This is a genomic window from Flavobacterium artemisiae (assembly GCF_042678225.1).
Classification (GTDB): Bacteria; Bacteroidota; Bacteroidia; order Flavobacteriales; family Flavobacteriaceae; genus Flavobacterium; species Flavobacterium artemisiae.
Genome location: NZ_JBHUDZ010000016.1, coordinates 541,319 through 566,257, shown reverse-complemented (window position 1 = coordinate 566,257; position 24,939 = coordinate 541,319). Strand labels below are relative to the sequence as shown.

General features: G+C 39.0%; 17 protein-coding genes. 1 reads left to right on the top strand and 16 read right to left on the bottom strand.

Going from position 1 to position 24,939, the window contains the following annotated elements:
* Positions 1-27: 27 nt before the first annotated feature.
* Together ACFSC2_RS18725 and ACFSC2_RS18720 are read right to left on the bottom strand one after the other, a co-directional pair.
* A complete protein-coding gene (locus ACFSC2_RS18725; protein ID WP_379815870.1) occupies positions 28-534 on the bottom strand; it encodes a GNAT family N-acetyltransferase in 507 nt (168 codons plus the stop codon).
* Entirely contained in the window at positions 525-857 is a 333-nt protein-coding gene (locus tag ACFSC2_RS18720; RefSeq protein ID WP_041515706.1) for an ArsR/SmtB family transcription factor, read from the bottom strand. The genes ACFSC2_RS18725 and ACFSC2_RS18720 overlap by 10 nt, the downstream gene beginning before the upstream one ends.
* A 739-nt stretch (positions 858-1,596) precedes the next feature.
* Here ACFSC2_RS18720 and ACFSC2_RS18715 point away from each other — a divergent pair.
* Positions 1,597-2,523, top strand: a complete 927-nt coding sequence (locus tag ACFSC2_RS18715) for a DUF2806 domain-containing protein (protein WP_379815869.1) — start codon at positions 1,597-1,599, stop codon at positions 2,521-2,523.
* Between the two features lie 816 nt (positions 2,524-3,339).
* Here the strand turns inward: ACFSC2_RS18715 and ACFSC2_RS18710 are convergent.
* The 14 genes from ACFSC2_RS18710 to ACFSC2_RS18645 form a co-directional block, all read right to left on the bottom strand.
* A complete protein-coding gene (locus ACFSC2_RS18710) occupies positions 3,340-5,373 on the bottom strand; it encodes a hypothetical protein (protein WP_379815868.1) in 2,034 nt (677 codons plus the stop codon).
* A gap of 77 nt (positions 5,374-5,450) precedes the next feature.
* Positions 5,451-6,473: a hypothetical protein gene (locus tag ACFSC2_RS18705; RefSeq protein WP_379815867.1), complete on the bottom strand. Its 1,023-nt coding sequence runs from the start codon at positions 6,471-6,473 to the stop codon at positions 5,451-5,453.
* Positions 6,473-9,304, bottom strand: a complete 2,832-nt coding sequence (locus ACFSC2_RS18700) for a hypothetical protein (protein WP_379815866.1) — start codon at positions 9,302-9,304, stop codon at positions 6,473-6,475. Before ACFSC2_RS18700 ends, ACFSC2_RS18705 begins: the two co-directional genes overlap by 1 nt.
* 150 nt (positions 9,305-9,454) lie before the next feature.
* Positions 9,455-12,139: a DUF4365 domain-containing protein gene (locus ACFSC2_RS18695; RefSeq protein WP_379815865.1), complete on the bottom strand. Its 2,685-nt coding sequence runs from the start codon at positions 12,137-12,139 to the stop codon at positions 9,455-9,457.
* Between the two features lie 214 nt (positions 12,140-12,353).
* A complete protein-coding gene (locus tag ACFSC2_RS18690) occupies positions 12,354-15,260 on the bottom strand; it encodes a TrlF family AAA-like ATPase (RefSeq protein ID WP_379815864.1) in 2,907 nt (968 codons plus the stop codon).
* A gap of 746 nt (positions 15,261-16,006) precedes the next feature.
* Entirely contained in the window at positions 16,007-16,432 is a 426-nt protein-coding gene (locus tag ACFSC2_RS18685) for a hypothetical protein (protein ID WP_379815863.1), read from the bottom strand.
* Positions 16,433-16,442: 10 nt separating this feature from the next.
* Positions 16,443-17,069, bottom strand: coding sequence for an SOS response-associated peptidase (locus ACFSC2_RS18680; protein ID WP_379815862.1), 627 nt, complete (start codon positions 17,067-17,069; stop codon positions 16,443-16,445).
* Between the two features lie 291 nt (positions 17,070-17,360).
* Positions 17,361-20,414 (bottom strand): DNA polymerase III subunit alpha, encoded by a 3,054-nt coding sequence (locus ACFSC2_RS18675; protein ID WP_379815861.1) that lies wholly within the window; start codon positions 20,412-20,414, stop codon positions 17,361-17,363.
* 3 nt (positions 20,415-20,417) lie between these two features.
* Complete coding sequence (dinB, locus tag ACFSC2_RS18670) at positions 20,418-21,599, bottom strand: DNA polymerase IV (RefSeq protein ID WP_379815911.1); 1,182 nt, start codon at positions 21,597-21,599, stop codon at positions 20,418-20,420.
* A gap of 169 nt (positions 21,600-21,768) precedes the next feature.
* Positions 21,769-22,008 carry a DUF6965 family protein gene (locus tag ACFSC2_RS18665; RefSeq protein ID WP_379815860.1) on the bottom strand — a complete coding sequence of 80 codons (240 nt, stop codon included), beginning with the start codon at positions 22,006-22,008 and terminating at the stop codon, positions 21,769-21,771.
* 58 nt (positions 22,009-22,066) lie between these two features.
* Positions 22,067-22,537: a JAB domain-containing protein gene (locus tag ACFSC2_RS18660; protein WP_379815859.1), complete on the bottom strand. Its 471-nt coding sequence runs from the start codon at positions 22,535-22,537 to the stop codon at positions 22,067-22,069.
* 267 nt (positions 22,538-22,804) lie between these two features.
* Positions 22,805-24,121, bottom strand: a complete 1,317-nt coding sequence (locus ACFSC2_RS18655; RefSeq protein WP_379815858.1) for a PcfJ domain-containing protein — start codon at positions 24,119-24,121, stop codon at positions 22,805-22,807.
* Positions 24,118-24,501, bottom strand: coding sequence for a Cas9 inhibitor AcrIIA9 family protein (locus ACFSC2_RS18650; RefSeq protein ID WP_379815857.1), 384 nt, complete (start codon positions 24,499-24,501; stop codon positions 24,118-24,120). The genes ACFSC2_RS18655 and ACFSC2_RS18650 overlap by 4 nt, the downstream gene beginning before the upstream one ends.
* Positions 24,502-24,538: 37 nt before the next feature.
* Positions 24,539-24,928, bottom strand: a complete 390-nt coding sequence (locus tag ACFSC2_RS18645) for a single-stranded DNA-binding protein (RefSeq protein ID WP_379815856.1) — start codon at positions 24,926-24,928, stop codon at positions 24,539-24,541.
* Positions 24,929-24,939: the final 11 nt, after the last annotated feature.

Below are 24,939 nucleotides of genomic sequence, written 5' to 3'. Positions count from 1 at the left end.
TTATATTTAGTTAGACTATATTTTTTATTAATTAATAACGGAGCTTCTTCTTTCAAGGAGCGCAGTATCTCTCCAGATACCATTTTGTTTTCCAATTTTCTCCCTTGTACCAAGTATCCTGAAACCTGCTTTTTCATGGATGCGGAGACTTGCCGTGTTCTCAGGGAAGATTCCTGCCTGAAGCGTCCAGATTCCTTCTGCTTCGCTCTGGCGGACAAGTTCATTTAAAAGGGTAAGCCCGATTCCTTTTCCTGAATGTGCTGGATCCACATATACGCTCACTTCTGCAACCCCTGCATAAACGCAGCGTGAAGAAACAGGTGTAAGGGCAGCCCAGCCAATTACATTACCGTCTTCCTGCATCACAACCCGGCATGACTTAAGATGCGACTGGTCCCAGTCTTCCCATGATGGGGCGCTGGTCTGGAAAGTTGCATTGCCGGTGTCTATCCCTTTTTGGTAAATTATTTTTACCTGATCCCAGTGTTTGTCTGAAAGTTTCCTGATTTCCATATTTTTATAGATTAACAGCATTCGCTTCTCTTCTTTGCCAAATGATCTGATATGTGCTCAAAGAAGCCTTTTATCTTTTCCAGTCCTGGTTCATTGATGCAGTAGCAGATGGAATTTCCTTCGATGCTTCCTTTAATCAGTCCTGCATTCTTTAATTCTTTCAAATGCTGTGAAACGGTCGGCTGTGAAAGGGGAAGTTCGTTTACAATATCTCCGCAGATGCAGGCATCCACTTTCAATAAATATTCCATAATAGCAATACGCGCAGGATGGCCTAATGCTTTGGCTAAAACAGCAAGCTCATTCTGGCTTTCTGTAAAGTGATCTGTTTTTGTTGCTCCCATCGTTTTATATTTATATTGCAATATTACGATATAAAATCTAATAGACAAAGCTTTTGCATTTTTATTTTCAAATTCTGGTTATTTTAAGTGCCTTCTTGTGAAAATAAAATTATCACCTACAAATGCTTTTATCAAGATGTTGCAGCATATTAATGAGTATTACTTCTTATTGGTTTTAAATGGTAGTAATGATTCGAACCTAAGTGTTTAAATAGTTTTAATACAATGTTTTAAAATTGTTTTAAATCTAAATGCACCGATTCTGCACCTTACAGCCGATGTATGTATTTGAAAATTTTATAAGTCCCAAGTATTATTCTTTAATGTACTCGAACCCTGACTAATTAGGTTTTGATTTTACTAGATTTTTGATTGTTCAAAATATATTGTGCCATGATTCTGCCACAAAGATTAAAAGGGAAAAATTTATTAAAATAGCAGTAGCTTTTTGTGGCCTTTTGGAGGCAACTCAAGCTTGATCAGGGATAGACAAAGATCAGTGGCAGGTATAGTTTTCATTAAAGACAATTAATAAATTTGTATTTTCTTATTTAATAAAATAGTTATATTTGATATGCATAACTTATTAAAAATCAAAATTTAGGGATTTAAGACGGGTTTGCGAAGATTTTAACATCATAGAAAAACCTAACCAGCGACGGCGAGATAGTTTTGGTGAAAATTGAATCTTAAAAGTTTTGGAAGGAAGTGCGTGCCTATTAAAAAAAAATTTTAGGAGATGGGAGGAATTACATTCTTTGAAGGAAAGCCGATTGAAAAATTAATCGAAGTTATCAGCCAGGGTTTCGGAACGTTGTACAGACCTCGGGCAATCAGAAAAGAAGCTGACGCGGAAGCTTACAAATTGCTGGTACTGGAAAAAGCGAAAGCCAAAGCCGCTGCAGAGAACAGGCTCATTGAATTTGAAACGATGAGTGAAATGGAACAAAAAATTGTTTATCGCGAACATAGGAAACAGGTTAATATTGAGAAGATTATTGAAATTGCCGCTGAGGAGCTAAACCAGGATTCGGAAGTTAATTCCGATAAGGTTGATTCCGACTGGACGACAAGATTTTTTAATCTTGCAGAAGATATTTCAAATGAGCAGATGCAGGAGTTGTGGGGAAAGATTCTTTCAGGTGAAGTAAAAAAGCCGGGATCGTTCTCCTTAAGGACTTTGGAGCTCTTAAAGAATATTACTAAATATGAGGCTGAAATTTTTACAAAATTTGTCCAGTTAAATGTAAGGCACAGCAGAGGGCATTTTATTCCCTACATTGAGCAGAATACTTTTGAAGGGTACTTTAATATTCCGTACTCAGAAATTCTGCTGATGTATGAAATAGGGCTGCTTTCAAGCGGGCCTAATATAGGGTTGCATTTTCCCGCGTTAGAATTTCCCGCCCTAATGTTTTATGAATTTGGAGATACCGGAATACAGGTAACCACTGCCGCGCATGAAAAGCAAAATAGCGTCGCTATATTGTCTCTTACGCAAATTGGATTAGAGCTTGCGGCACTGATACCTTTTGAAAGAAATGAACAGAATATAAAGTATCTCTGCAAGGCTCTAAGTACTCCTTACACAAAGATCATATTAGGGAAAATCGTTAAAGAAAAAGGGCAGGTCGGGCTGAAAGATGTTTTTGAATATAGGCCCTAAACAATAATGAAATTACTGCTTCTTATTAAATATTGAAGATCTATTTTACATTTCAAAATTGAAGTGAACCTTGATTTTGTTAATCTCTTAGTGTGATTTCTGTACATTTTTATTTTAGCTAAGAATATTATATTCTGCATATTTTAATTTTTCAATATCGATAGGATCTCTGTACTTTTGCTTAACTGAAATAAAGTATAGGGTTCAAAACCGAAGTAAGCTTAAATTTATAGCAGCTGTTTTGCTATATTATTATACTGGTTCTATGCAAAACAGACGGCATAATTTACAGTTATTTTTGAATAGCTTGCCTGTGTCCTTCCAAGTGATACAATGCTTGTTTTTCAAATAAAGGAAAAATACTTATATTCTGTTTCAGTTTTTAGCCAAGACAAATGGCATTTCAAATGCTGGCTAACTTGTAGGAGTTTTTATGATTATGTCGCGATAATGGATTTTTACAGGGTTATTTGCCATTTTGCGCATTTAAAATTTTTATTGAAAAAATACATGGCTGCAATGCCACAATTTTAGTACAATTCGCCATAAGAACGGCAGGCTGTTTATTGTAGCCCAAGAAAGATCGTAACAACGACAAATGATGCATAATATGTAACAATTTAAGGCCATAGGTTGTCCAATTTTAATAGTAATCTCTACAACGCTTTTTCCAATTTGCGCTTTCAAATTAAAATACTTTTTCACTTTTAAATTTACTATAATCATAACTTTTTTTTTTATTTGTTAATGGTGCAAATATTTAGTTATGGATAGTATCTTATAAGGTTGGCGGGCTAAGACCTTATAAAAATTATATTAGCCCCGATAATTCTGAGCAATATAGCGACAAGCCTCTTTTCTATATTTTTCGGAAATATTGGAAAAGTCAAGTTTGGAGTTTATATCAAGATTTATTTTATTGCCAATTATTCTGCATAGGCTCTCGAGACTTTTATCGGGAAGAATCCTGTTTTCTTTCAGAGCCTCTACAATTCCGCGGATTGCACCTTTTTTTCTTTCACTAATAACAGATTTGCCATTAAGCGTAATGCATAAGTCTTCCATCATTTGGCTTATAAAAATCTGATGTTCCCTGCTTACAATGTTTTCGAAGGTGGGTGTTAGATCTAATTTGGGTGGTATCTGGGGAGCAGGAAGAATATTTCTAATAGTCATGGTCTCTTTTAGGAAGTCGGCTTCAATCATTAAGAATTCCTTGAGAAGTTCAGTATATCTAAATCTACTGGAATCAATAATATATTCACTTTCAATTTGTTTGAATTGAAGCTCACGCTGTTTTATCTCTTTGATTCTGCTTTGAAGAAATATAACTTTATTTGTCGGTTCTGCATCATCTAAAATTTCCTGAAGGTTTTTCAATGCGATGGAAAAAACACTAACTAATAGTTCCTGAACATTTTTAATATGATAATCGAAAGGCAGGCTATATTTTTGAAAATGCAGAAAAAAATCATCCATAGCCTTTTTACTGGCTTTATAAAGTTTTTTATTCAATACCATTTTGTTTAATAGCATCGTAATATCTGAAACGCCGTAATCCTGTGTATCATATATGTTCTTTGTATCAAAAAAATTATTGTATGCCACCAGAATTTCCCAAGATAACTCATGTATAACCATTAGCTCTTTAATGTGTTCTGAGACCTTTTCCAAATCATTACTGAAGAAAGCATTCGTTGTATAAAAATCGATAAGAATATGTTCTTTATCATTGGAAATAACCTGCAGTACATTTTTGTCTTTTATATTATTTAATCTTATTCTGTAGCTATCATAAAGATTTAGGAAATAGTCTTTAATTTCTTTTTCGGTATTCGTTTCATCGTTAATAAAATCATACAGTAGATCTGAAATCCTTTCTATTTCTTCTTGTGCTTCATTTTTAACCTTGTCAAATTCTTTAGCATAATCGGGAACGATGTAATCATTTTGAATATCCCTTCCTTTGAGTATCTGGCTGAACCATACGGCAATTTTATCAATGGTCTGAAAAACTAAAAAATCATTTGTGAAAATAGATTCGGGCTTTAATAAAAGATAATCCGCTATAGGCTTAATCATATTATAATCCGCTTTGTGCCAGTGAAATTCTTCATTTTTGTAAATTTTAAAATTCTCAAGCAATGTAACATTCTCAAAGTTTTCAAAATTAAAATCCTGAAAGATATACAGCTTCGAGAGTATATTTTTAATTTCGCATGCGCTGGATCCATTGTAGGTGAAGAGCTCCTCAATAATGGCTCTTTGTGATGAGATAAACAATTCAGGCCTATCTATATTTTGGCAGTGGATTTGAATTTTTTTTATCAGCATTGAGCTTTCATAGCTTATAATGCTGATTATTTTCTCAGACTGCCATTTTATTATTTTGTAGTAATCATCTTCAGCTATATTTTTATATTCCTTGAAAAATAGGAAAAACCTGCAGACTTCACCATTTACGAACTGCTCATAAGAATAGCTCGGAATCTTTTTCAATATCTTCACTATATTTTTACTTATATTGCTTCTGTATTTTCCAAGATATATTGCCTCTTCTAACTCACTGCTCTCGTCGATATTTAGCAGATAGGTTCGGCTGGCAAATTGCGTAAGGAGCCATTCCGGCGTACTGCTGTTTTCAATATAAAATGGGTAATCCGATCTTTTAATCTTCTTCTTTAAAGCTTTATATTCCCTATCAATTATTTTTAGGCTTTCAAAATCGTCCAAATCTTTTGCTTTTGATGCGATATTTTCAGCAAAAGCTTTATCGGCTTTTCTTTTTGCTGATTTTAGGATTGTATTGACTTTAATTTTCAGGCTGCTATTTATTGGTTTTGAAAACATTGTAGATTTTAATTTAATTGATTATTGTCATATCAGCTAGACTGATGGAATTTCTGCTTTAAATGTTTCAGAATTTTTTATCGGCTAAGATCAATCATTAAATGGAAATATTCCGTTTTGCCGTGAAACGATTTGGCTATTTTCAGCGTATTGATATTTTGAAATTTTGCAGAAAGATCCTCGTATCCTTTCACAGTGTTAAATTTATACTGTTTTGCAAAGGAAGTGGCCGAAGCGTCATTCTTATAGTTTTCCCATGTCTTATCAAAATCAGCAGTTTTGCCTGTATAGTAGATTAGCATATAATACCTGTCCAAGAAGCTAGCATATGTTGTAGTCTTCATTACATGCTTCTGTGTATATATTCGATTTCTTTTACTCAGAACCAAAGCTTCAAATAAAGCGATGGTATTCCCACCTGCCTTAATAGTGAGGTCAACCTCTCCGGCCGCTTTTTTTGTTGGTGACTTTCCTGTCCTGGCTTGATCCGAAATCTCCCATCCCCAGACAGGCAACCTGAGCCTGAGCAAGGCTAAAAGCAGATCATTGTATTTATCTTCAGATTTGATTTCGCTCAATCCGTCTATTTTTTCCTTAAGAATTCTTGCTGCCTGAATGAATTCATTCAAAATGAATTCGCTTAAAACCCTTTTGTCATTAAGAATTCCCGGAACAATTCTCACCAGGACATCTGGAGGAAGGCTAAGGATATTGGAAAAGCTATTTTGGAGACTGCCCTCAAGTTTAGCGGAAAATGCATCATTTATCAGCAACCGAATTTTAGGAAGTATTGTTTCCTTTATAATATTCAGATGTTTTTCAGCATTTCGTATGTACTCATAAGCCATTTCGTGATGGTCACCATCAGTATAATAATTGTAAATTACAGGAATAATTTCCTGATTGTAGAGGCTGCTTTTGGATAATTGGCGCACAATAGCGGTAAACTCTATCGCATCCTTTTTGAAATCAAGATGATGCAGGTCTGTCATTAAAATTTGGTCCCGGAATTCACCCAGTGCTTCTTTTTCCTCTTCAGAAAGCAATCCCAGGGTATTATTCCAAGCCTCACGTGCTTGATGAAGTAGTTTTATGTCCATTATGAATCTATAGCTTTAAGGGTTTGTGCGCGATATAACTGAAAGGCATACCGAATGTTTTTTGGATCATCCGCCTGCAGTTTATGTAGAAGTCTGATGGCTTTGTCGTACGTCTTATCGTTGTAGATATAAAATAGTGCAATGAAATAGCTCTTCAGGTCTCTACCTTTCTTATTTTCCCCCTCAATTCTATATTTTTTTTCAGGCACTAGCATGCTTTTCAGTTTATCAAAATTATTTTGTCTGAAGGCAAGCAGAAGATTTATCTCAAATAGAAAATCTTCAGCCTTCTGGTATGTATCTTTGAGCTTGTTATAGTGGTTCTGAATTTTTAGAAGAAACTGTTCTGCCAGTTGCCAGTGATTATCAGAAACTATGGCTTCTCTTAATGCATATTCAAGATCCGTTATCATAAACTTTGAAGATATGTATTGGGCTACATCAATTTGATTTATTCTCTCGGAGATGATGTCCTGGAGATTTTTTTGATCGATTAAATTGAGTGCCGCTAGCAAGCGCGATATATCATTGTTCTGAGTGACATAATCAGCAACGAATTTTTCCTGGGTATCGGTTTTGAAATAAGGTACGGATCTGTATAGCAGGTCACTCAGATGAGTATGATATTGGTGGTAGCCAAAACTATTGTAAAGCTCATTGAAAATATCGGTTCTGCTATTGGAGATATCTTGCACAGAATATCGAAGCGCATATTGCATAATCCACTTTTCCAGCTTTTGTAAGGCGGACAATGCCGGCAAGCCATATATTTCATATTCATTTTTCTTTTCGCTTATAGCAAGAAACGCAAGCAGCAGGGACTTGGTGTAAAGTTTGAGCTTGGTGGCCTGCTCTATATTCTGCTTATCATATTTATCGCCTTTTTTTAAAAAGTTTAGAGAACCGATAATGGTGTCGTTAATCCCTTCAAGGATTGATTCACTTTCCATACAAGTAATCAGATAGCCCCAATCAATAATTTCTATGCCAAATTCGCGATCTGTGCGTGAAGCATTCCATCTGGCCGCTTCTTGTCCATAGAAGTTTTTTGTATCAAATTCCTTAACCGTGTAATAGTAAACTAGGTAATCTCTAAGAGCTAGAGTCAGGCTGCTGCCACTGTCCTGTAAAACACGGCTCAGTTCTTTGCCGACTTCTGCCTCTGAAGTTCGCAGATTAAGCAGTTTAAGAATTTCAATACCCAAATCGGTCCAGCTGGATTTGATTCTGAGATAGCCATTATTTGGTACTTCATTTATTGAAAGCTGTTCCATCACATATTTGGTCATTGAAGGTAGGAAGTGGAAAATAATGCGGGGATTTACTGCATCTTTGCCGGAGAATGAATTTGAAAGCCTTAAAACGCTTAGTTTTTTAATGACTGTATCATATCTTTTTCTGTACTTAAGATGATCTCTCCAATTGTTTCTGGTCTGCCCTTCGCTGGTAAATATTTTTAATGCAAGGTCACCAAGGATTCTTGACAGCACGATGCCCATTTTTTCTTTTTCGTAGTTAATTGCTTCTGCTTTGTCAAGAAAAATTGCAAACATTTCCATCCAGTACGCATTGATTTCTTCACTATTTAGTCTGTATTTCTGTTCATCGGAATCTTCAGACTGGTAATTTTCATTTATAGTGATTTTATCAATCAGCCGGAAAGCCAGGGGTACAAGATTCGTGTCACGCAAGAGTGAGGGGATCAGCTCCGGATAGTGCTTCGGGATTCGCTCATATATGTTCCATACCACGATTGGAAAATTTAGCTCTTCTAGTAGCTTTAATATCGATTGATGCGGTCTGGGATGATCTGGTTCATTTTCTATAATAACATTTACAAGCAGCAGAAAGTAATTTCTGCTAGATTGATAATCAAAAATATCTGGAAATTGTCGTTCCGCCCATTTTACGCTATTTATAAAAGTGAAGGTGTCACTATAATTAAATTCTATTGATGGAATTTCGGCTGTAATTCCTCTGTCATAGTAGTCAGAGGCGTTGAGCCATATTTTTCTAAATTCAGATGCAGATTGTGCAAGATCCTGCTGATCGTATAAATATTTTACCGCAAGTTTTACTAAATTGCTGCAGCTATTACGTGTAAGGAAATTTTTAAGATCTGTAGGCCATATCCCTACTGACCGGATCAGTGTGTAATATTGCCTGAAAGATTCATATTCCGCAGCCTCACCGCCAAATTCAGCCCATAAAGTAGCGCCGATTTCGGTGCCAAGGTGACGGACATATTGGTTGGAATCTTTCCATTGGTAGCTTTTGGGATCTTCTGTTCTTGCAATAATGCCTTTTTCTAATAGAAATTGCATATTTATAGACTCGTGGGCCTTTTTCAAAATTTCGTTTAGCTCTTTTGTTGATATAAGCAGTTTTCTTTCTTTATAAAATCGCTCATGATACAATTCTAGAATGGATATAAAGTGTTGTAGATCAGGGCTTGTTGTTGTCGTTTTACCTTCCTCTTTCGTGTAGCTCTTTCTGAATATGGAAGTTCTTAAGAGTTCGGGTATTACAATTTCTTGATTTACCTCGACAATCCAGTTAATAGCTGTAAAATCTTGGTATTGGACTTCAGTCTTGTTTTCTGAGTTGTACAGTTCAATGATCTGCATAAAATCTTTTTTTTCTCTTTTGCTCAGTTGAACTTTTAAGATGATATTTGAAAGCAGACTTGTAAGATTGAATTTTAGGTTCTCGGACTTAACGGAAGAGCCAACATAGATTCGAGAGCAATGCGGATCCTTTGCAACTGTTTCCAAGCGGGAGCTCAATGACTTAATTTTGCTGTCGGTAAAGTAATTTTCGGGCAATCTCATGGCTGTACTTTAAACATTGTTATATTTCTCATTTTATAAAAATAGCAAATCGGGCGGAATTGTCGGCTGAAGGTAAAAGCGGTTAACTTCACTGAAATATTTAAGTAAAAGAATTATTTTAAGCTTCCCGCCATACTGCCATACTGATTTTTAAGATGTTATTGTTAAATATACTTTTGCCACTCCTTCAATATAATTTTCCTTGAGTCCCGCTGCGAGATGTGCCTTAAGTATTTTGCATTTTTTAAATGCTTTTAAATAATAGGCGGTTTTATTATATAATACCCAGTAGATATTAAAGTTTTCATAATTGTAGGTTTCCATATTCATCAGCCAGTCATAGTAGTCGCTGCCTGCAGCTCTGCAAGATAGGCTGCGTATTTCCGATGTAAATTCCAGATCGAATTTAAAGATCAGACTGATGAGTCTATCCAAATGATAATTTCTTAATTCTTTTCTTGTTCCAAGGAAATTCCTGCTGTAGGGCTCTTGGGTATAATCTGGGGTGCTTTCAATGTATTTTTCCAAAAGGGCAGCGTCAAAATCTATAATGTCATAGACCGTAAAGGAATAATAAATGCTTGTGCTGAAGTTTGCATGCAGTTTGCTTAGGATTCCCTTTTTTATCCTGTTTTGGGTAGGTTTGGTCAATTTAGGTATTAAAAATACCAGCTCTGAAAATTTATTGTTTTTGCAAAAATCCTCATGATTAAATTTTTCTACTGCAAACAGACTTTTCAGTTCATTTTCCAATGATCTGCCAGCTGGATATTTTTCACAATAACGCGAAACAGCCAGCGAGAAAGTATCATAAGTGTATCTTTCATGCTTTAACATAAGCAGGATTATTTTTTTTATATTTTCAGAAGTGATATTTTGGACATTATCCAGAAAAAAGGTGAGGTATTCAAAAGCAGTAAAATACCAGTGGTCCAGTTTTTGGACTAGCGTTATGTATTTGCTCAGAAGTATATTTCTTGTTTCATCATCGGTCTGGATCATCGATATGATTAGCAGGTAATTCTCAATGATCCTAGCAATTTTTCTGTTATGGGAATGATTTTTATCCTTAAAACGCTGTTGGATCAAATCAGCAGACGTTATTAAATTGCTGCAGTACATTGAAAGTTCATTGCAGACAGTCTTAGTAGATTCTAGTGCTAGAATCTTTAGGCGGTATTTTTTTATCAGTTTATGTGCTTGGCGGGGATCGGCGTGAAAAAGCCACATATTGATAATGGAATGCCCAAAATGTTTATACTTTGTTGAACTGGCATTCTGTATGGAATAGAGGGCAAATATGCCCTCGAGGGCTTTGCTTACTAGCGTTTCAAACTCTTTATACTCATTGTAGATCAGCAGATTGAATTCTATAAAATTATAAGCTCGCAAAAAGTCAATGACCAATGTGCGGTCAAAACTGTTGCTGGAGCTTCCCCCAAGCTGGTCGCTATTCCACAAATTTCTGATTTCGGTCAAGGTATCGTCAACTGTTAAGATACTGTTGGGAACCAGCCGGTTCTCCTTGATTAATTTCAGTACATCATGGAAATATCCCGGGATTAAAATTTCATCTAGAATAAAATTTTGATTCTTAAGCTCCTCTAAGATCTCAGCTCTGTTAGGTGTAAGGTTGTTATTGAAATGTATATTCAGCTGCTGGAGATTATATTTGGCAACAATATAAACGCCTGGATGTTCGGTAATTCTAATTTCTTTAAGTAGACTGCTGTATTGCCTGTAAGAGCTTTCATAGTCATTTATAAGAAATAAGGTATAGGCTTTCTTCAGCCTGCTTTCAAAACTCATATCAGAGGGTGAAGAATTTAGCAGTTTTTCAGTTTTTCTTAGATTGAGTTTTTTATAGGTGCATCTTTCGCATTGGCATTTGCCATTAAAAAAAAGATCGTGAACGCAAAGACGGTCCGCTGGCTTTTGGGCTGTACCTCTCCATTCAATATGTGTTATTAAATTCAATTCAAAAAAATCCAGAATCCTATGCAGTTTTTTTTGAATATCAGCTACATTATTATAGAGCGTAATTTTCTTATTTAGGAAAATCTTATTATTTTTTAGGTTCAGATTTTCAAATAATTCAAATAGAATTTCATTGTTTGTCGTTAAGGTTTCTCCATATAATGACGTGCCTCTGCCGAGGAACGATAGTATTTTGTCGATAATATAGGTTGGAAAAACATTAATGCCCTGATAGAGGTTTAATATTTTATCGAACGCGTCAATAATATTTAGTTCGCTTCCGATTTTAAGGATTTCATCATAATTGGATGTATTATTGATTTTTATCTTGTTTTTATGAATCTGTGTTCTTCTGGAAATTTCAAGGTCAGCCAGAAATCTTTCAAAATTCTCTTCGCAGAGTACATTAGAAGCAGGAATGTACACCTGAAGAGATTGTATGTCTAGTTTGATCTGCTCCTTTATCCTGTCTTCGAGATTGTGATCGATCTGGACAGGATACCAATAAACTATTTTTGTCTGGATATCGCAGACAAAATATATAAGAGGTTCTGAAAGTTCATGGTAATAATAATTGGCATGTCGGATCGACATTTGCCATGAAAATGTATTGTCATTCTTTATACTAATATTTCCGTTGGTTCCCTTGCACTGAATTAAAAATAGAAGCTCTCTTTTTATTTGTTTGTTTATAACTTCAATATAAAAATCAGTACCCCAGTCCTGGCTCGAGTCTGTTTTATTTTCTCCTAAATCGAGATTTTTAAGCACAAACAGATCTCTTAATGTGCCAAGTATTTTCTCATTAGCAGTCTTTTCTATATAATTTTTGCTGATCTCGATTGATTTATCAGACATATGATGGATAATATTAGTAGGTTAGTGCTAAATAGTTACCGTGTGGTATTTTGAATTAAATTCTTCTTCGCAATTGAAAAAAAGTTGCGAGTCAGATAATGCTGGATTCTGTTCAGTCTTTAAGGGAGTCGAAATCGCATAAAAATAACTGAAGCGAATTAACGTTTAAAAGAAAATTCGTCATTGGCGGACATTGCTGCGACTTTACTCTTGATTAGACCGTGTTTTTAAATCCATATTTTTTTTCTCTTTTTTTGAATGCATCTTTTCCTCCTTCAACTATATCGGCTATGTGTTCTCTAATGCCCATACTGAGAAGTATATTTTTCTCATCGGATTTATTAGGGAATGAATTTTCAATAGAACCGTTTATGTAGTCGAATTGGTAAATACTTGAGGTTTTGACGTCATTCTGGCCTTTCTGGTTAGCAACAATAATGTTTTCAGCATCCGCATTGACAACAATATTTGGATTATGGGTAACTAGGATGATCTGCCTGTCCTGCTTTTTATTTCTTAGGTAGGAAACGAGATCCTTAGTTATGGAACGATTATCCAGATTGTCCTCTGGCTGGTCAATTAGTATAGGTGCAGGAGATTCGCTTAAGCCAATAATAAGCATAAGGATTACAAAACTTGCTTTTCCGGTTGACATTTTATCTAGTGTATCTGAATCATATGTTACCTCCCAATAATCAAAAAAGTAATCATCAAGCAGGATCTTAATGGCGTTTTTTTGGTCAGTTTTGCTGTTTAGAAAGTATTCGCCTGCTTCTATTTTCGAAAAAATTGTCTTCAGTTCATCAATATGTGCTTCAAGATTATAATCAGAAACTGCAGTAGCCTCCTCTGCAAAAGTTGCATATTCTTGGTAACTGCCTCTTCTTCCGTCACTTATTTCCAGTATTTTTTTTCTGAGTTTAGGAAAATTAAATCTTGGAATGCCCTTAATAGTTAGGTTTTCATCCTTGAGTTTTCCCGCTCGTTTTCCGATTTCGTGCACTATTTTGATATACTCATCATGCGACGCTCTGTAGACCGAAAATACTTTTTCTATTTCGTCGCTCAGGGCTTCTCTGCAGCTCTTGATTTCGGTTTTAAGCTGGCTGATGACGCTCAGTTTTTGCTTATATTCCTGTACAATCTTCTCCAGTTCCTCAATTTGCTTTTTAATCTCTGCATCTTTCAGAAACGGCTTCAGGAGTTCCAGCAGTTCGTTTTGGCGTTGGACTTTGGAACTGAATATGCGGTTAAAAATATTGTCCTGATCAACAAAATGGCGGTTCTCATCCAGTTTGACACTTACTTCCAATTGCTCTAAACTGCGGTAAACTTCGTCTATGCCGACATAAAAATTCTCATAGAATTCTTTGACAGCTGGGACTTCGAAAGCCTGCAATGCAAGATTTCTTTTGGATGCAAGTTCCTTTAAGATGCTCTTTGCCTCGGTGTTAAAATTTATTAATTTAGAATGATCAGCTCTGAGGCTATTAATTTCAATATTTATGGTTTGAAGCTCTTCATTGTATAAGTTGTATTTGCTAATGTCTTCTGGCTTCATTCCAATGCTCTCCTTGAGCTTTGTGATTTTTTCTTCATTGTCTTTGACGCTCTTGTTTAGCGCTTCCTCACTGCCTTTACTTAACAGATCAGCGTTAAGTGATAAGAGTTTTGCTTTTATGTCAAAGTAGCTATTGATGATAAGTTCCCTTTTGCTGTCGTTGGATGTGACAATATTAATAAAATCCTGATATTTATATTTAGAAAGGCTGTCTTCTAAGAGTAAACCTCTCACTAATTTTTGAAGTTCATTTCCCTTTTTATTCTCTGGTTCTGCAAGTTTTGAAAGATAGTTTTGCGGTATATATTTTATTTCTGACAGTATGCTCGGTGTCAGATCATCTCGATGAACTGATTCCTCAAGGCCAGATCTCATTTTCACTATAAAGTCAAAACCTGTACCAAATTCATAGCGGTATTTCTTATCGTCAGTTTTTAAAATGGCCCTATCGGTAAGAAGCGTACGTGCGATGTTATACAAGAGGATTGACTTGCCTGATGATTTTCCCCCGATAATTACATTAAGACCGCTATTTAGTAATATGGATTCAGGAGTAAACAGATTGCTGTCCGAAACGAATCGCACCTCTTCAATAACCAGACTGTCTTCTTTCTGGTCGGGTTCATCATTCTGAATACGGACTCTCTGTTCAGGTTCGTGGATAATCTGTTTTAGACCTTCAAAAGTAGTGTCTGCTTTAATCCACGTAAAACAGTGACCTAATTTCTTTGGAGCTGTTTTACCTTCTGGCATTGCATAGCCGTGGGCATCACTGCAGTGCAGCAGATTGGAGTTAACGTTCTGTTCAATAAGCTTGGCTTTCGCTTTTGCTGCTTCTCCAACTGTTGGCGACGCGCAAAAAACCAGATGGCAATTGTTGATTACCGTTTTCTTTTCAGCGGGTGATGCATCCCATCTCAATGCATCCCATTCTGTTTTTCCGACCGCGGTAATGAATTTACCCTGGAGCTGGGGATTCTGAAGTTTTATCAGAAGGTCGCTGTAGCTCACATTGAATGAATTGAATCCAATGTGAAGCGGACTGCCGTTAAGTTTCCCTCCCGATGATGCCATTAATTTTTCTCCAAGCTGCTGTAGGCTTTCCCTTGTAATAACGCCTCCCCAATCGGCATCTGTTATTTCAGAGTCGTGTTCAAGCTTGTAAAGGGAAGTCAGACTGTTCAGAAACTGGCCTTCGATTGCTTCGGGGCTTAATTCGGGTGAAAAAATGACATGGAAATTGACTCTCTTGAAAGCATCATCTTTATTAAGGTTTCCAAATTTATCTATACGCAGTTCGATCACCGGTAGTAGCAAATCAATATTCTTTAGCCTTCCGGCTGCTTTTTCTTTCAGGACTTTTTTGTATCCTTCAAGAAAAATGTAATCGTTGATTCCTAAAACTTTTATTTCTAGAGGGAGGTTCTCGAGTTCGTTTATAAATCGGTCCCAATTTTCGGTGCTGTAGCCGCCGTAATCCTGTTCAATTGAGTATGGAGTATGTATGTGAAGATCCCATTTTCGCCACTGGGAACCTCTGTTTGAAAGATTGCTGTTCATGGTGTTTTAACTTTATTTATGTTGGTCTGTTTGGTCTTTAATGGTTCTAAATTTAAGGAATTTTCAAACATGCATATTAGGTGTAAATACGTTAATTAGCTTCTGCTTTGATTTTTTTGTTATAAATTTTTTCTTCTTCGCAGTGACTCCTTGTTTATGTCCGATGCTTTTTTTTGTGGCATAGTGAATCTTTGGATAATTCCAGACTATTGACAATATAATATTTGCATAATGGCAAATCTCGGAATTAATTTATTTAGGTTATTACGAGAATCCGTAAACAGGAATTGTTTTTTCATTTTGCCAGTTACCATGATGACCTTTCAAATCCAAATGTGGGACAGACTGCTTTCTTTTTTCCGTTTTTTTTGAAAACAAGTTTTAAGGCAGGAGGGTGATTTGTGAAAAGCACAAATAAGATTTTTAAACTTAAAAAAATAACTTATGAAAGCCATTGAAAAATGCAAGACCGTTATTTGAAACTACCTCAATTAGATAGGGTAAAGCTACAGCATCTTTGCTGAGAGTTTCTGCAACCCCTATAAGAACTTGGAAAGGTAATTGAACTACATCTTCGGTGAGTTGAAAAAGACAAGGTTTTGGAACTTTTACGATCAGGAAATATTTGACATGGCTGTCAGATACAACACTTACAACACCATCGCGCAGCCAGCGGCAATGCAATGAAGGATGCCGTAAAACATCCTTACAAAATTGATTTGTTCAGCTGTCCGCGTTCTGTCGTTTTATTTTGTATTTAACGATTTTATAAACTTCCAAAATCTACTAACCAATCTCCGCAAAAGAAATTTTTGTTTAAATTCACAGATAGGATCAATATAGGTTACCGATACCTTTTCAATATAGTCTTCGATTGCTGATCCTGTTAGTAGGTTAATTTCCTCTCTTTTCTGCTTCACCATTTCTTCTACCTGATCATCTGTCAATTTTATGCCAGCTTCTGCTAAAGATTTACGAATTAATTGTCTTATAAAGTCTCTTTCCTCAGAAATGCACTGGGTAATGTGATTCCCGTATTCCTGCTCAGGATCGAAAAAGTCATCAGGGTCATTGTATTGTATGAATTCGGTCTTTGAATACAGCTTCTGCATAAATCTCTCATGCAGATCTTCGGTGCTCATTCCATTAAAAAAATCGATACCCTGTTTCATAAAATTGGTATTAATTTGACGGAAGCGCGATTAAGTTTCCTTCGTAGGGATAGGCAAATTCGTTAATAGTCACAGACTGATCCAGCCAAGCTGTTTCATCCTGCTTTTTGAGCATGATCGGCATCCTGTGTTTATGGTTATGCACAAAGTCCATTAGTCTGTTGGCTTTTGTCGTTACCATGGTATAGGTATTTTTAATCTCATCCGTTAGGGGATCAGTCCATGAGGAATACAAACCTGCAAAAGTGAAGATTTCATCATCCTGCGAGTTGATCTGATATCTGTCTTTGCTTTTTCCCTTCTCATCATTCCAATGCCATTCGTAATAGGCAGATGCGATTATCAGGCATCGGTTATGGGTTATATTTTTGAATGATGCTTTCTCATCAATGGTTTCAATGCGGGCATTAAGGGTGTTTTTCCTGAACTCAATGTCTTTTGCCCAGGAAGGCAGAAGTCCCCAAGTATAATCCGTTGTGATTAGATGCGGAGAGGAATCCAGTATCACAGGGATATTTGGATGGGAGAACCCGTTTATGAAATCCGACTGCAGAAAGGTCTCCTCGTTGTCGAGTTCCGCGTTAAAACGTCTTTTTAGATTTTCTATCGAAGCATTCTGCTGGGTGTAATAACACATAATTTTCCGTTTTTAAGCTGTTTTAAAAATGTCCTATCCTGATACAAATATGGCCTTTGCAGAGCTTTTGTCTTTTTAATTGCGCTTAAATTTGACAAAACGATCTTATGGAATATTACCCAATAGACATCAAGCGTATTGAAAGGCTTGTAAAAGAAAATGAGCATCGTAAGCAAATGCTTTGGAAAAGAAACAGCAGAAAACTGATGTGCTGGATGTTTATTTTTCTTTTCCTTTTCTTGCTTCTCTATCAAAATTAATTCATTGTAAGGACTTTACATAAATAAAAGTCTAAAATTTCATTCTGTGGCGCGGGAGATTGATTTCGTGCTCCTGCGGATAAGGCTGGCGGTGGGTGCTGCTGACATCCTGTTTGATATTGTACTGTGTGGTATACCTTTTTTCCGAGTCCGAATATCTGGGATCGGGGATGAAAGGCATTTTTGCCATTCTTGAAATTGTGATTGTTGGAAAATGATAGTCAATTTCAACTGTTCCCAAAAGTAGGTAGCATCCTCCTCCCTGAAAGGGATTATTTACAAGGCTGTCCGGAAAATGCGCTGTATCAAAATAGGCTCCTTCATGATCGATCCATGTCCCGAAATACATATTGCCCCTTTTGGTCGGCACCTGTTTTGTCGAGATCAGGTAGGCCAGCATGCGGACCTGTTTTTTATGGTATTTTAATAAATCCCTGACCATCACGTCCCCGCGGTGTCTGGTCTGAAGCAGATCAAACACGGTACAGGAAACCGGAAAATTCAGCAGCTCGATTTCATCGAAGGCATCTTCAAATACCGAGCGCTCCAGGACAGGCAACTTGAATTCTTTGGCGGGCTGCTGAATCAGCATAAGTCCGCGATTTTCGGGCTTGAAATTATTCATCAGAAGGCTTACCTGCACCAGGAGCTGGTTTTTGGTTTTTCCCGTAAAACGGAATGCGCCTATAAAAATAAGGGTTTTCACATTCTCAATTCCCATTGGAACCCTGTTTATAAAATCTTCGAGTGATTTATAAATGCCGTTTCTCTCGCGCTCAAAAGCGATGAACTGCGATAGTTTGGAATCAAGGCCCTGCAGGTGCATAAATCCCAGATAAATATCGCTACTGTAAAGCGCGGTTTCAAATCTGCTTTTATTCACGCAGGGAGTATGGATAACAGCGCCGGCCATTCTGGCTTCGTGCACATAGATTTCAGTTCGGTAAAATCCTCCCTGATTATTTATGACGGCAACCATAAATTCAATAGGGAAGTGCACCTTCAGATAAAGGCTCTGATAGCTCTCCACGGCATAGGAGGCAGAGTGCGCCTTGCAGAAAGAATAGCCCGCAAAGGATTCGATCTGGCGGTAGATCTCCTGGCTCAGCTGTTCGGGATGCCCTTTTGCGGCAGCAGCAATAAAGAAATCGTCCTTTACTTTCTGAAGCGCCGCTTTTGAGCGTCCTTTTCCCGACATGGCACGCCTTAAGATATCTCCGTCGGCAGCTGAGAGCCCGCCATAATGCAGGGCAATTTTGATCACGTCTTCCTGATACACCATAATGCCGTAGGTTTCTCCGAGCTCCTTTTCAAAGACCGGATGGAAATATTCAAATCTTGACGGGTTGTTATGGCGGAAGATATACTCCTTCATCATTCCGGACTGTGCCACTCCCGGGCGGATAATCGATGATGCCGCTACAAGCGTTTTATAATTATCGCATTTCAGACGGCGCAGCAGTCCGCGCATCGCCGGGCTTTCAATGTAGAAGCATCCTATGGTTCGTCCTTCTGCAAGATATACGTTTGCGGACTGCTCGTTTTTTGATATTCTAGTGTCGCGGATATTGATGCGAATACCTCTGTTCTGTTCAATTATTTTCACGGTATCATCAATATGTCCGATGCCTCTCTGGCTGAGAATGTCAAATTTGTCAAAACCGATATCCTCAGCCGTATGCATATCAAACAAGACAATGGGAAAACCTTTCGGCGGCATTTCCAGCGGCGTGTAATTGGTCAGCGGGTCTTCCGAGATTAGGATTCCGCAGGAATGCATGCTGCGCATGTTGGGATATTTTTCGAGCATCATCCCGTATTCCTGCACCAGTTTGACTATGGAGTTGGTCTGGTGGAGCTTCATGGGATTTTTGGCCAGCATATCCAGCTCGTCTTTCGGAAGCCCAAAAACTTTGCCGACCTCGCGGAAAATCGAGCGGTATTTGAATTCCACATTCGTGCCGCAGAACGCCACATTCTCATAGCCATAACGGTCGAAGATGTATTTCAGGATCACATCACGCTCTTTCCACGACCAGTCGATATCGAAATCGGGAGGGCTCTTGCGGTTTTCATTCAGAAACCGCTCAAAATACAGATCAAGCTCCAGAGGGCAGATGTCCGTTATTCCCAGACAGTAGGCAATTATGCTGTTGGCGCCCGAGCCTCTTCCAATGTGGAGGAAACCCCGGCTGTTGCTGTAGCGTATGATATCCCAGGTAATGAGGAAATAGCCGCTGAATTCAAGATCATTGATTACTTTTAGCTCTTTCTCGACACGCGCTTTTGCTTCGGCGTTATGCCGTCCGTAGCGCCATACCAGACCTTCTTCGGCAAGGGTGGTCAGAAGGGCAATGTCTCCCGCTTTATTTTTGGTATAATGCTTTTTGTTTTTCGGACTCTCGAAATCATAATTGAAATTGCAGTTCTCAATGATGTATCGAGTATTCTCAATAATCTGCGGATAGTCTTTATATTGCCCAATAAGTTCAGCTTCGGGAATCATCATATCTGATTTTCTGCAGCAGTCCTCGGGTCCGAGTTTTGAGAGCAGTTCATTGAGGTCGACTGCGCGCAGAATCCTGTGGAGGTTATATTCCCTTTTGGTGCGGAACACCACCGGCTGCAGGATAACCATCTTGGAAATCTTCTTTTTAAGCTCAGGCATAAAAAGCCTGCCGAGCTGGTCAGGCTGGATGCCGATAAATTCATTTTCGCTGAGCTGCGCAGGTGCATTTTCCAGCGAATAGACAAAATAAACCGATTCATAAGACGGAGCCTTTTGGGGAAGAGGAGCGCCGCTGAAATTATGATCGGTCAGAAACCGGTTCATCTGGGCAAGCCCTGCAGCATTTTTGGCAAGGCCGATATAGCGGAATTTATGTCTGCAGCGGAATTCTATCCCTACAAGCGGTTTTATGCCTAGAGCCTGGCAGCCTTTTATAAAATCATAAATCCCCGTAACGGTATTGATATCGGTCAAGGCCGCTGCCGTCACACCGCACTGGGCTGCCTGTCTGATCAGATCATCCAGCGGAATAGTGCCGTAGCGCAGCGAATGAAAAGAGTGGCAGTTGAGGTACATGATTTATTTTTTGCGTTTTAAAATTTCGTCTTTATTGTTGGGTTTGAAAGATGCTCCGGCGCATCTCATCACGGCATCGAAGCCGTAACGGGTCTTCATCCTGTCCATCGCCTGATAGAGCGAGAGCATTTCTTCGGTATCATTGAAAAGGTCAATCTGATAGGTTCCCCTGACCAGACCGCTGAAGCGCACTCCGATGAGGCGCAGGCGCATACGGCGCTGGTAGAGCTTGGCAAAGAGATCAGTGACGGTCTGGGTCAGAATATGATCCGCTGAGGTGTACGGCACCCTTGACTGTTTGGTTTCGGTATCAAAATTGGCGTACCTGATTTTGACGGTTACCGTTGAGGTGAGCCATTCCTCTGCGCGCAGCTGGTAAGCCAGTTTCTCCACCATGCCCTGCAGGATCCTGTTGAGTTTCAATACATCGATGGTGTCCTGCGAGAAAGTATGCTCGGTAGAAATTGACTTTCTTTCCGTGTAGGGCTCTACAGGGGTGTTGTCAATCCCATTGGCTTTTTTCCAGAGCTCGGTTCCGTTTTTGCCTATCATCTGCTGCAGGGATTCGGCAGGCATTTCAGAGAGCGTCTGGATGGTGCGGATGCCGATTCTCGAAAGGAGCTCAAAGGTCTTCTGGCCGACCATCGGGATTTTTCTAATGGAAAGCGGATTCAAAAAGGACTGCACCAGATGTTCGGGAATCTCCAGGTTCTGCTTCTGTTTGCCTTCGCCGGTTCCGATTTTCGAAACGGTTTTGTTCACCGAAAGCGCAAAGGTTAGGGGAAGCCCCGTTTCTTTGGTGATGCGCTGGGCGAGCTCATCGGTCCATTTATAGCTGCCGTAAAATTTATCCATGCCGGTAATGTCCAGATAAAATTCATCAATGCTGGCTTTTTCCACCACGGGCGCCTTTTCCTGAATGATCTCGGTGATGTCGTGGGAAAGCCTGGAGTAGAGTTCCATGTCGCCTTTCATAATTTTTGCCTGAGGACAGAGCTTCATGGCCATATGGATCGGCATGGCGGAACGCACGCCGAATTTTCTGGCTTCATAAGAGCACGATGCCACAACGCCCCTGTCACCTCCGCCGATGATAAGCGGTATGCCGTTAAGTTCTGAATTTGTCAGCCTTTCGCAGGATACGAAAAACGTGTTCATGTCGATGTGTACAATAGCCCGGCTCATAATCTTAATCATTTTATACAGACCAAAATTAGTACAGTCAATAACAATTTTTAAAAATAAAATGTTCTAAATAATAACAAAGTTTAAAAAGCCTTATTTTTCAGGGCATAAAAAAAGCACCGATTTAGGTGCTTTTTTGCTTTATTAAGAATTTACGGTAGGATTAGAATTATTCTGAAGCAGGCTCTTCGCTGATCGGCTGGCCGGCTGTTTTTTTCATTAGAATGTAAAAATCCCTCAGATGCCACCATGCAGGGCATCTGTCTATCGGGCCGTTAAAGTTTCTGATAGTCGAATAGCAGCTGTTGAGGAAAACCTGCGTATCGGTGATATTTGCCCATTCAGTCAATCTAACTTCCTTCGGGGGAGGATTGTTCTCAAAATGGCGTTTTATTTCTTCATGATTCATAGGGCAAAATTACTTAAAAAACCAGAACAGACCAAGGGCATAAAAGATGAAAACGCCCTTACAGGGCGCCTTCATCTGCAAAAGAGTAATAGGTCTCAGGTGTTACGATGATGTGGTCAAGCAGCGGTATATCCAGCAGTTTTCCCGCTTCATGGATTTTTCGGGTCATATTTCTGTCGGCCTCTGAAGGCACTGTCTTTCCTGAGGGATGGTTGTGGGTGATAATGATTCCGACGGCGGCAGCTTTCAGGGCTGCCGCGAAAAGCAGGCGCATATCAACCACAGTCCCTGCAATGCCTCCTGAGGAGAGCTCGTAGATTCCCAGAACCCTGTTGGACTGGTTTAGCAAAAGTACTTTGAACTGCTCAAAGAATTCTATCTTGCCGGGATCCCAGCTGTCAACAAGAATTCGGTAAGCATCTCTGGAAGATGTGATATAAGGCCTGTCGGCGCTTTTTACTTTGGATTTATAGATCAGCTCGATTTCTGATACTTTCTGCCAGTCTGTGTTTTGATTTTGATTTTTCATAGCTGCTGTAGTTTTAAGATTAATTACAGCACCGCTGCTCGGGCAGGGCTGAGCGAACGCAGAAAGCAACGCAATAAAGCAGGAGCGCAGCCCTGCATTTATGGGGGAATTTTTTGCGGAGAACCGAAAGCCGTGCCCGAACTTTGTGATGAAATTGACTTAACATTCCGCAATAGCCCTTAAACGAAGACTGTCCCGTGCGCCTTAAAGTGTCTGCGCGCCGAAAAAAAACCGCAGTAGAAGTCTGCGGTGTAAGTATTAAAGGGTTTAAGCAACAGCGGTCTGCTTTTTCTGTTTTTTCAACCGTTTGGCAATCTCAGGCAGGTTTCTGCGGATAATCCTTAGAATCCTGCTGTGATATTTGGTGGCTTTATTTCGATTACCCCTGCATTGGATTATTTCCATTTTTGAAAGGGATATTTCAATGGTTTCAATAGGTCTGTTCTCTATCTGCGCAGAAAGGATAAGGGAATCTTTCTTTTTATAATACTCGTTGGTAAATACGCAGTGATGGAGCGAGTCGCCTTCGTTGAGAAAATCCTGCACACGGTCAAGGACTTTTACCGTAAGGTCGTTATCGGTAAATGAAAGCCCCAAGAACTGTTTTTTATCGTTTTTATAAATCGGCTCTGCCTGCTGTATTTCGGCGCGCATCTGCGCAAGATGCTTTCTTCTTTGAATCTCCCTTTTTTTGGCGACAAGCCTGTCATGCGCTTCGTCTAAATTTTCGGGACAGGCAAGCGCAGGAGAGCCGAGGTCTTTTTTAAACCATCGGAGCAGGGCAATATAATCCTCCCAAATTTTGATGTCCTGAATTTTATAGCCGAGCTTAAGGCAGGTTTTTACAGCCTGCCAGTTCTCACGCAGGTGCTGTTCATGGGAAGTAAGATAATGTTTGAGCAGGGAATTCTGCGCCGATTTTAAAAGGGTTTCTGCAATGGGGTCTTTCAAAAGTGCGGTAAAGAGAATCTGCGGTGCAATGCCATAGGTCGAAGTTTTAAAGCCGTTTCTTTTCAAAAGCGGAATCACTTTCATGTGCGGATAAACCTTATAGGGATTTATGCGGTATTTTGGGGAGTCCTGAAAATTTTTGGGACGGATTTCCAAAGGGGAATAATATTTCCATGCATCATAGGCTTGGGAAAAAACGTTGGTGCTTCTTGAGATGGTGCGCACTTCCCCTTTGGGATTTATCCAATGCTGCATTACTTCTGTATGCGAATAGTCGGGAAGAAAATTCTTTTTCATGTCCTTGTGCGAGCAGATGATGCGCACAACCTGATACCCTTGGCAGGCATCAGTTACGGCGAAATATTCGATTTCTTTGAAATGCACCTGATTGTATTGGTGCATTTTAAGCCTGCCCTGACAGGCGGTGCAATTGATATACTTTTGACAGGACTGGCTTTCGCTGTCGGGTTTCCACGAGTGGGTGCATTCGAGGCAATGAAATTTTCCCCTTGAGAGCACCGCCCATTTCAGGAAAATATTTTTTTCTGCCCACTGGTGCATCTGTGCCGTTATCGGTACAAGGTCAGCGCTTAAGGCGCTGATTTCTTTTTCTATGGCTGTTTTAGGTATCATAGGTCAAAAAGTGTTAGGGTTTGCTGTACGGGCTTCACGGGTGGCGGTACTGTTTCAGTTTTCTGAACTTCATTTTCAGGAACTGCGGAAGCAGTTGAGAACAAATCAGGTTTTGCAGGCGGGCTAACTGCGACCCTGCATTGGATTGGGGCAGGCGTGCCGATGCTGTCGTCTGTGTAGTATTTCTCAGCCATGTCAAAGATTTCCTGATTGTCAAAGGCGCATTCGCCTGTTTTTTTAACCTCGCCGAAAATGTAATGGAAACAGCTCTCCAAGTTTTTGGTTTCTTTCTTTAAGCTGTCAGCAAATAGCGCATCGGTCAGCGCTTTCACGTTTAGGTAGGTTTCTATGGCGGTCTTGAATTTTTCTGATGCTTTCATGGCGTATAAATTTTATGTGTAACGGTATTGATTCCAATCAGAAAGGCAGGTCGTCAGGCTCGTCTTTAGCCGTTCTTTTGCTTTGGACTGCGGGAACATCGACAGTATTTTCTGTTTTTGGGAAAACCAGTATCTTGATGTTACTGGTGTGAAAGGTCAAAGAGCCGAGCGCCTTGCCCTCGGCATTGGTGTAGACGTTCAGACCGATGCGCCCGAAGAGTTCGACCATAGTGCCTTTTTTAAGCCACTGCGCCATTTTAGCGCTCATCCAATACGAGCAGTCGATGTAGGTCACTATCTTTTTAAGTTCAGTCGACCCTTTTGGTCTGTAGCTGTCGTTTACGGCGATGGAAAAATTTACCACCTCCCTGTCGTTTGAAACTTTTGCCGTTACGGCATCTTTTGTAATTCGTCCTGAGATTTCCATGATTCAATAAT